The sequence below is a fragment of the Brasilonema octagenarum UFV-OR1 genome, from assembly GCF_963888615.1.
Taxonomy (GTDB): domain Bacteria; phylum Cyanobacteriota; class Cyanobacteriia; order Cyanobacteriales; family Nostocaceae; genus Brasilonema; species Brasilonema sennae.
The window spans coordinates 58494-68224 of record NZ_CAWPKW010000194.1 but is presented as its reverse complement, the minus strand read 5'-3'; the positions used below and the strand labels follow the sequence as shown (position 1 = coordinate 68224).

The 9731-nt window shown below is 40.3% G+C and carries 7 protein-coding genes and 2 pseudogenes; 3 read left to right on the top strand and 6 right to left on the bottom strand.

Annotated elements, in window-relative coordinates; all coding sequences use genetic code 11:
- Positions 1–285: 285 nt before the first annotated feature.
- Together AC5590_RS14250 and AC5590_RS14245 are read right to left on the bottom strand one after the other, a co-directional pair.
- Positions 286–1374 (bottom strand): annotated as a pseudogene (locus AC5590_RS14250) (glycosyltransferase family 4 protein).
- 579 nt (positions 1375–1953) lie between these two features.
- Positions 1954–2190, bottom strand: a pseudogene (locus tag AC5590_RS14245) (HigA family addiction module antitoxin); the annotation flags it as partial.
- 230 nt (positions 2191–2420) lie between these two features.
- On the opposite strand from AC5590_RS14245, the gene AC5590_RS14240 reads away from it, so the two are divergent.
- Positions 2421–3206: an HAD family hydrolase gene (locus AC5590_RS14240; protein WP_169264290.1), complete on the top strand. Its 786-nt coding sequence runs from the start codon at positions 2421–2423 to the stop codon at positions 3204–3206.
- Positions 3207–3361: 155 nt separating this feature from the next.
- Here the strand turns inward: AC5590_RS14240 and AC5590_RS14235 are convergent, their stop codons facing one another.
- The 3 genes from AC5590_RS14235 to AC5590_RS14225 are packed head-to-tail and all read right to left on the bottom strand — an operon-like array spanning position 3362 to position 5211.
- A complete protein-coding gene (locus AC5590_RS14235) occupies positions 3362–4195 on the bottom strand; it encodes a hypothetical protein (RefSeq protein ID WP_169264289.1) in 834 nt (277 codons plus the stop codon).
- Positions 4196–4216: 21 nt separating this feature from the next.
- Positions 4217–4747: a hypothetical protein gene (locus AC5590_RS14230; RefSeq protein ID WP_169264288.1), complete on the bottom strand. Its 531-nt coding sequence runs from the start codon at positions 4745–4747 to the stop codon at positions 4217–4219.
- A gap of 20 nt (positions 4748–4767) precedes the next feature.
- Positions 4768–5211 carry a hypothetical protein gene (locus AC5590_RS14225; RefSeq protein ID WP_169264287.1) on the bottom strand — a complete coding sequence of 148 codons (444 nt, stop codon included), beginning with the start codon at positions 5209–5211 and terminating at the stop codon, positions 4768–4770.
- A 393-nt stretch (positions 5212–5604) separates the two neighbouring features.
- Between AC5590_RS14225 and AC5590_RS14220 the strand changes: the two genes are divergently transcribed.
- Positions 5605–6795, top strand: coding sequence for a DNA double-strand break repair nuclease NurA (locus AC5590_RS14220; protein ID WP_169264286.1), 1191 nt, complete (start codon positions 5605–5607; stop codon positions 6793–6795).
- A gap of 83 nt (positions 6796–6878) precedes the next feature.
- Here AC5590_RS14220 and AC5590_RS14215 read toward each other — a convergent pair whose 3' ends face one another.
- Positions 6879–7385 (bottom strand): GNAT family N-acetyltransferase, encoded by a 507-nt coding sequence (locus tag AC5590_RS14215; RefSeq protein WP_169264285.1) that lies wholly within the window; start codon positions 7383–7385, stop codon positions 6879–6881.
- 162 nt (positions 7386–7547) lie between these two features.
- On the opposite strand from AC5590_RS14215, the gene AC5590_RS14210 reads away from it, so the two are divergent.
- The gene (locus tag AC5590_RS14210) at positions 7548–9194 is read left to right on the top strand and encodes an NCS2 family permease (RefSeq protein WP_169264284.1); all 1647 of its coding nucleotides are present in this window, start codon (positions 7548–7550) and stop codon (positions 9192–9194) included.
- The last annotated feature ends 537 nt before the right edge of the window (positions 9195–9731 follow it).

The window sequence follows — 9731 nt, the reverse complement described above, 5'->3', positions numbered from 1 at the left end:
TCACCGCCTACGCGGACTAATGGAAAAGGGGGTCATTGACCCGGATTTGGTATCAATTCATTGATGGGGATGAACTGATAACTGTTTAACTGTTCAGTGTTTAACTGATAACTGTTTAACTGTTCACTGATAACTGTAATATTGGAGGTAGGATTAGATGAAAGGCTGATGATCCCAAAGCCTGCCGTACCCTTGACTCTGCACAGAGTGTAGATACCCCCAGCATTGACTGGGGCAAGCCAAACGGAGTCTGGCTTAAAGCGTATACAGGCGATGATCGCAGTTTTACTTCACAAAAGCTATCGATTCCAAGGAGTTTTTCAAAGCATGAAGTAGTCCACCCTTGGCAGTACGTCCTTTGAGGATTTCTTCATACACGGCTTCATACGCATCCACCATTTGCTTAACCGTGAATCTGTTTTCCACATATTCTCGGCAGGTTTGACGATTTAATTCCAATGCAGCTGGAATCATTTGTGCCATCTGTTAATAGCTATCGCAAACAAAACCTGTTTTTCCGTGAGCAATGACTTCTGGTACCGAACCCATGTTAATTCCGATGACTGGTGTCCCAGTTGCCATTGATTCAATCATGACTAAACCAAAGGGTTCTTGCCAAGTGATGGGGAACAGAGTTATCGATGCGTTACCCAACAATTCAACTTTGGCAGGATGATCTACTTCACCTAAAAATTGTATTTGCTCACCATCAATGAATGGGGCAATTTCTTTTTCAAAAAACTCTGTGTCTACAACATCTACTTTCCCTGCCATTTTCAAGCGCCAACCCGCTTGTTTTGCTATGGCGATCGCATGTTGAGGCCCTTTTTCTGGCGAAAATCTACCCAAGAATGCCAGATACGGTGGCTCTTTCGGTTGCGCTACAAATGGGTAATCTTCGATTTTGATGCCATTGTAGACCGTACTGACGTAGTTCAAGTCTGGTTGACGCTGGGCATCACTAATGCTGACGTATCGTTGCGTTCGATGAAGCGTATATACTCTGCTACTTTCATCCGTAAATGCGCCATGCAAGGTATGTACTGTGGGTGTTGACACCATACTTGTTAATTGCAACGCCCATATCCCTATGTGGGAATGAATGATGTCGAATTCCTCCGCTTGTTGGTAAACATTGCTAGCATGTAACATTTCGTACATTATACCCTCTTTAACATTTGGGTCTAAGCGCAATGCACGAGGATGAGTTGCTTCGAGTCTAGGTAATGTTTGCGAGTCGCCTGAAGCGAACAAAGTGACGTCGTGACCGCGACGCACCAGTTCATCAGTCAAAAGACTCACCACGAGTTCAATTCCTCCATAAGTCGCGGGCGGAACTCGTTCCCACAAGGGAGCTACTTGAGCGATTTTCATACGTTTTCTTGGTTCAGCTGGTTAAAGTGGACGTTGAACAAGGGTAATAGATACTCTTACCCATTAGGTAATTATACCTCCTTTTACTGAATATACCTTTTTTACTGAAGTTGGAATTTATCAAACTTCCGATGAACAAGGTATTTCCATTTCGTTTTGCACCCTTCTAAGCGCCACCTCCAATATGTTTAGCTGCTCAGTCACAATGCAGCTATTTTTTACTTTTACCCTACCTTTTTACCTGTCACATCTATCTTGAGGACTATATAAAAATTTTAAATCACCATACTCATTACGTGAAATTATCATAAAATAAATGTTTTATTAGTATATGACGAATAATAAGTATTGAAGTAGGAAAAAGCAGAATTGAATGTCTGATCAATTCACACTTACTTCACTTTTGTATTCTTCTTCAATTGAAAACTATGCTGGTGATTTTCCTTTGTGGTTAGCACCAGTGGAACTGCGATTATTACCTGTTACGGAAGAAGTACGAGCATATCCAGAATCTGTGTTAGTCTTAAATTGCAAAATAGTGTTTAGTTCCTCTTCTTCTTCCTTTAAGACATGGTACATGTCCCAATTCTGTTGAAGATTCAACCAAAATTGTGAGCTATTCCCAAAAAACTTTGATAATCGTAAAGCGGTACTTAAGGTAACACCACGCTTTTCATTCACAAGCTCATTGATTCGTTGATAAGAAACATGAATTGCATTTGCAAGGTCACTTTGTGACAAATTAAGTGGCTCAAGAAAATCTTTGAGTAATATTTCGCCGGGATGTGTAGGCGGTCGTTTGCTAGGAATTCTCATCTGTTTATATCTCCTTATGGGCTTAATGATAGTCCACTATTTCAACTTTTTCTGCACTCTCTTGTGTCCATACAAAACAAAGACGCTACGCGTATCGCGCTAGTCAGGAGTTGTTTATTCAACCGCGTTCCCGTGAGTTCATGCTCAAATTCAGCAACATGTCTCTAAGCTACTGCATGATTTGCAATTGTCAGGTAAGCTGACAGCAGCAGTTTTCATCCTCAAAAAAAATGACGGCAAGCACTCCTACAATTCTCGCCCTAGACTTTGATGGTGTTATTTGCGACGGATTAATAGAATATTTTGAAGTCGCTTGGCGTACCTATTGTCAAATTTGGTCACCAAAGCAAGAAACACCACACAATGATTTCGCCTCAAAATTCTATCAACTCAGACCTGTGATCGAAACTGGTTGGGAAATGCCTGTTTTAGTCAAAGCCTTGGTAGAGGAAATTCCGGAAGAAAAGATTCTTCAGGAATGGACAACAATTACCCAAGAAATTTTGTTAAAAGACAATCTCAAAGCAACAGACATTGGTCAGAAACTAGATAAGATTCGGGATGAATGGATTGCTACAGATTTAGATGGTTGGTTGAGTTTGCATAGATTTTATCCAGGGATAATCGAAAAAATTAAAGCAACAGTCGATAGCACAACCAACCTGTATATCATCACGACAAAAGAAGGGCGTTTCGCACAGCAGCTATTGAAACAAGGAGGAGTCGATTTACCGCAAGACATTATTTTTGGCAAAGAAGTCAAGCGTCCCAAACACGAAATTCTACGAGAATTAATTCAAAAAACAAATGCTTCACCAGAAAGAGTGTGGTTTGTAGAAGATCGACTGAAAACATTACAACTTGTTCAACAGCAACCGGGTCTTGAGGAAGTAAAATTATTTCTTGCAGATTGGGGTTATAATACTTCAACCGAAAAAGTAACTGCCCAAAATGATCCGGTAATTCAGCTATTATCACTGGCTCAGTTTCCGAAAGATTTCTCGCAATGGTTTTAAGAGGATGTTAGTACGCCTTGAACTAAAGTTCAAGGCTCATAGCCAAAGTCCGTTAAAACGGACTCGAATGTATATTCAGTAAGCTTTAGCTTACTTGAGCTTTCAGCCAAGAAATAAATTTCTTGGCTGATCCAAAAGCTGGTGCAAGATCTCAGTTACCTTTCATACTTCTGATACCTCTTCTTGTACTCTTCCAACTTCTTCCGCACGGCTTTAATTGTCTGTTGAGAACCAATGTTGACTAGTTCACCTTGATGATATGCATCGTGTGAGAAGGAGTAAGTCACCTCAATAACATTGCCGCCACTTGTATAGATCGCAAATTGTTGTACGCCTTTTTCATAATCTGTTTTGTCGTTCACAAAAGAGATTTTTTTATTGACAGTCTTTATCTGAAGATTCGTAATCTCTTTATAGGGAAACTCTTGTGTAATATCACTTAATGTATGTCCGTGTATTAGAGTGTGTACACATTCATAAGTTAAAATATTGTGGTCAGTTAAATAAACAATCAGCACATTAAGATGTGAATATCGAATTTTGCCGTCTTTACCGAGAGCATATCGCGTATCGTCTAAATCTGCTGGACCTCCAATAATGAAAGGCTTTGCTGTATAATCTCCGTCCTCTAAGTCCAGTTTTCTCAACGATTCTTCAATGATGTTATCTATGTCATCATCCATCCATTCATCTATTTGTTCATCTGATGGTTTCGGTTCTGCCCGTGCATAATCCTTTTTATATTGTTCAAAATCTCTTTCATAGTTTTCCTTATCAACTAATGCCTTCCTCAATTTCTTAATTCCAAAATATCGTATAACAAAACTTATGATTGACAAAAAAATAAACGATAATAAGGCAAAAATAATCATGCCCCATCCAATATATATGCTCTTTTTATCATTTAAATTATCAGGCTGAACAGGCTTTTTGGGAGTTGACGTGAAATATTTACCTACTGCTTTTGAACGATTTATGGAAATACTCATGGTAGTGATTTATCCTCTTTATTAGTTATGTCTTCCAAATTTTTTATATAGATGCATCCAATATGGATTTTTCTGGTCATCCAGATGATCAAGAATTTCTCTTGCATGTTCAGTCTCTATAAATTGACCTTGACTGAAAAGTTGGGCAGATGTAGGAGTCTTTTCTATGAATCCATTCATGACGTAATAACCATGCTTTACGATTGCCCAAAGCATATAATATTTCGATGATTTGGCATCTCCACAAACTGCGGTATTCAGTTCTGATTCAATACTTTGAATCGTCCATACGTCAATTTTTCTAGGTTTTTCACCACTCAATAGTGCAATTGCCAAATAGTAGTGAGTGTCGGAGATTAAAGGATTAGTTTTTGTTGCATCACTCAACACATCAATAGCTTGGCGGTAAGCTCGTTGATTGAGAAGCTGAATTCCTTTGTGCAGTAACTCCTCTGTAGTGACTTGTGGACTTTGATATACAACATCACCAACATGCCCAATACTCTCTGCTTTTATTTGATAATTTTTCCCGCCGTAATTGTTTTGCTCCATGTTTGTGTTTCCATAACAAATTACTTAGTGTAATCATCACCAATTCGATCAATTCGATCTGCTTGAACTTGATAACCTTTGGCATTGTCACGGTTTAATTGCTTCATTTCGCCAAACTGCACTTTTTTCTGACTTATGTTTTGAATGTTGATAATTTGCTGTGCGAGTTGTCGCAAATCATCAGCAAAACTTGGTTCTTCATCCATCTCGTCATCTAGGTAAGTTGTCAATTTGTTCAATGCTTCTAGAGAATACTGTTCCTGAACAGCAGTTATTGCTTTTTCTGCCTTCACATTTTGTCTATCCTTGAACCGTGACACAATCTTCTGACGTAATTCATTAGCTTTGCTTAAAGCCTCACTTGTCAGCTTTTTGGCAGCTTCGCCAGTACTAGATTTAATAAACTCATTGAAAGCAAGCTTAAGAATTTCAGCAGCAGTCACAGCAACAATTGGGTTAGTCATGCAATACTCCAAAAGACTAGTAGATTTACTTAATTTTTGAGACTCTCAAAATCAAGTGCCACATATTTTATGTAACACCTGCCATTGAATAGCAAAAACTGTACCAGCACCGCTCAATTGAGCGAATATGGCGCTGGCAACTGACACCGATTTGGTTCTACAACTCGGCTCATACTACATTTTATTATACTTAATTTTACGTATATCTACTTTATCTGTCAGGATAGCAAGAATTTTTCTGAATATCATTTGATATCAAAACATTTCGCCTCTAGTGGCTAGTGAGTATCACCACTGAGAAAACATCCTCTAAGATAGTGCTGAGTGCTGAGTTCTGAGTCTCTTTCTTTCAACACTCAGAACTCATACTTCACAACTGGTAAACTTACGATTATGCTTGACCTCACTAAACTGGCAAGACAAATGCAGGGCTTGAGTCAACATCTGACGCAAGAGGCGGCTGCTAGTCGCCAGCGTTTAGAATTGGCTCAAAAACATTTTCAAAATGCTGTGGGATGTCAGGACGAGTTGGTACAGCGACAGGAAAAATGGCGCGATCGCATCCTCTTTGCCAATGCGACTCCCCTAGAACCACTCAACACCTGTATTGATATCCCGGTTCCCCCTAAAATACATACCGTCATTGCAACCGATGGTTCTCAAATATCTCCCAGTCACCACGAAATTGCTTACTGCTATCTTCTTAATATCGGTAGAGTTATCTTACATTATGGACAAAACCGTTACCCACTTCTAGATAGTTTACCGGAGATATTCTATCGCCCCGAGGATTTATATTTTTCTCGCAAATGGGGTATTCGTACTGAAGAATGGATGGGTTTTTGCCGCACAGCAAGTGAAGCAACGGTGCTGACAGAACTGGCTTGCAGTGTAAAAGAGGACAGGGGAACAGAAGAAGTTCCAACGTTAGCGATGGTGGATGGTTCGTTGATTTACTGGTTTTTAGAGCAATTGCCTTTGGAAGCACGCGATCGCATCTTACCCCCCATCTTGGAAGCTTGGCAAAAGCTGCGTGATGCTCAAATTCCCCTGATGGGTTATGTGAGTGCTTCTCGTAATGTTGAAGGCATGAACTTTTTACGTCTTTTAGCTTGTCCGCACACAGTACCAGATTGTGCAAGCTTTTGCCCAAATCAACTCGAAAAAGTCCCTTGCAAAGTCTTTGAACCTTTACGAGATACAACTCTTTTATCCACTTTACTCAAACCAGGACAACGGGGTTGCTTATGGCGCAGCAATGTTCGTATTCTTGACTTATACCAAGACCAAGCAATTTACTTTTGTTACGTGCATGTGGGTACCGAAATTGCCCGGATAGAAGTGCCCTCATGGGTAGCCCAGAACACAACAATGTTTGACCTAGCACTAGGACTGATGTTAGCACAAGTGCAGAAGGGATATGGGTATCCAGTGGCGATCGCCGAAGCCCACAATCAAGCGGTGGTGCGCGGTGGGGATAGAACGCGATTCTTTGCCATCCTTGAAAGACAAATGATCAAAGCTGGTATAAAAAATGTAGGAACTTCTTATAAAGAAGCTAGAAAGCGTGGCAGTATAGCTTAAGTCAAGAACTAGGGGTGTAAGGGTGTCAGGGGGTAAGGGTGTAAGGGATGCATGGGTTTGTCTGGTGTTCCTCCGCACTTTACCTAAAACCTCTCAACCCTGAAAAATAATATGGGATTACCATTCACAATTTTTTCCTCTACTTCTCTCATTCCAATTCTTTCTGCTACTTTTCGTGACTCAAGGTTTGGCTGATCACAGCTTGCTAAAAGATACTGATAGCCAAGTTCGTTGAAACAATACTTTAGTATTCTGGTTGCAGCTTCGGTAGCGTAGCCTTTTTTCGTCCCTTCAGGCAGCAAAGCATAAGCTAATTGGGGTTGCCCTTCACCAAAGAAATACCACAAACCAACAAACCCAATAATTTCTTTCTCATTTTTAGTCTCAATAAACCAAAGACCAAACTTTCTTTCATCAAAAAGCCTTTGACTTTCTATCAACATTTCTTCAACCTGTTGCAAAGACCAAACCTTGTCATCGCACAAATATTTTCTAACGTACGGATTAATAAAAATACTGTGTAGTGTGTTAAGCTCACTCTTTAAGATTGGCTTTAATCGCAACCTTTGAGTTTCAAATACCAAGCTCATGACATTTTGCCACTTTCAACGTCTGATTCAACTATACCGCCTGTCCACTTGAAGATTACTCCAAACATTACCCTTACTGATATCCTTAAACCAACAAGATGATGCTGCAAAGCAGCCGCGACGCACGCGAACACAAAAAAATTGTCGAGGTAAAAGTAGACGATGGAAATCTTAACAGTTAAGACTCCCCGCTGGTTTGTCCGCAGAGATATAGATGGTTTGTTTGGGCTTTTTCTCGACAACTTGATTCAAATTTTGTTGATTGTGAATTTATGTCAAGGAGTGCTTGGCTTTTCTCCCTCCCTGGTATACGGGCGTATTCTGCCAGGAATTGCTTTAAGTTTAATTGTTGGTAACTTTTATTATGGATGGTTAGCTTACAAACAAGGGCAACGAGAACAACGAGATGATATCACTGCTTTGCCCTATGGCATTAACACTGTGAGCCTTTTTGCTTATGTATTTTTGGTGATGTTGCCTGTGCGGTTGACGGCGATCGCCCAAGGTGTATCATCAGAACAAGCTGCTGAACTCGCATGGCAAGCCGGTTTGGTTGCTTGCTTAGGTTCAGGTTTAATAGAATTAGTCGGTGCATGGGTTGGTAATCCACTGCGTCGCCTTGTTCCTCGTGCAGCGATGCTTTCCACTTTAGGTGGTATTGCTATCACTTTCATTGCGATTGGCTTTCTCTTTCGGACTTTTGCCAATCCCGTAGTTGGTTTAGTTCCTCTAGGCGTTATCTTAATTACCTACTTTGGACAAGTGCGATTTGCCATTCCTGGTGGATTATTAGCAGTGCTTTTGGGAATTGGTTTGGCTTGGGGTACAGGTTTAGTCAGTTGGGATAACGCCAAGTTCGCTACTGCACTACAACCGATAGGAGTTTACATACCAAGGTTATGGCTAGGGGATTTATGGAATAGTCGCGCAGTTTTACTGGACTATTTCAGCATCATTTTACCAATGGGATTATTTAACCTTGTCGGTAGCCTGCAAAATTTAGAAAGTGCTGAAGCTGCAGGAGATGTTTATCCTGCAACCCCAAGTCTTGCAGCAAATGGTATTGGTACATTGGTTGCAGCCATTTGTGGTTCTTGTTTCCCAACAACCATTTATATTGGACATCCTGGTTGGAAAGCTTTAGGTGCAAGAGTGGGTTACTCCATTCTCAACGGTATTTTTATGGGCTTGCTGTGCCTTACAGGAACCGTTGCCATGCTTGCCTATTTTGTCCCTATTGAAGCTGGAATGGCAATTGTGTTATGGATTGGCATTGTCATTGTAGCTCAAAGCTTCACAGCAACTCCTTCTCACCATGCGCCTGCTGTCGTTGTCGGTTTGTTACCAGGTATCGCAGGTTGGGGTGCTTTAATTGCCAAAAATGCACTACGCGCGGCAGGTTTAGGAACACCAGACAAACCCCTGACTCCTGCTTTAATTGAACAGTTTAAATTGAGCGATACATATATAGATGGTGCTTTTGCTTTAGAGCAGGGCTTTATTTTTTCAGCTATGATTTTAGCTGGTATCACAGTTTATATTATTGAGCGAGACTTCCGCAAAGCTGGTTATTGGTCTATAGCAGCAGCCTTACTCTCTTGGTTTGGGTTGATGCATAGCTACCGTTGGACTGTAGCAGATACTGTTGTCAATTTGGGTTTTGGAACTGGAACGCCTTGGGCAGTCGGCTACATTTTACTAGCTATTCTCTTTTTCTACACCGAATGGCTAGCGCGTCGTCAGAAAGGAAATCAAAAGGTTGTTCCATCGTCATCACAAGATGCTTTTGATGGAAATTTAGAGAAATGAGGTTATGTTCATCCTCTCAAATCTACTCCTATCAGCCAGATTTAAATAAGGTTGGATATTTTTTCGCGTGTTTGTGCTTTATGTGAATCATATTGCTATAGCAGGGAACACTTAACAGACTTGAAAGTCTCTTGGTGAACGTGTTTTCTCATTAGTTCGTGTCCTAATCTACCTGGCGACTGCCATATATCTACTACTTATAATTGCTATATCTCCTACTTATAATAGCCACATCTTTGAGATTGAGACCTGTTCACTGTATCTATGCTCTTAAGCTAACTGAAAATCCAGCTTACTCCTTGAGGATTAGTCGGTTTATTCCTATGGTAGAAGGTTCAGAAAAACAATAGCAGGTATCGTACTAACTAGTAGTGTAAATTTTACAAATAGCAGATTATGTTGTTCTATTCCACAAAAGATCTTGCAGAGTTATTAAAGATAGCTATTGTTTCTATCGTAGGAAAAAAGCTTATTAAAAATTCAGGTGAAGTTATGAGTCTCGAAAAAACTAGCAATTTATAACAGTTCTCATTAAAA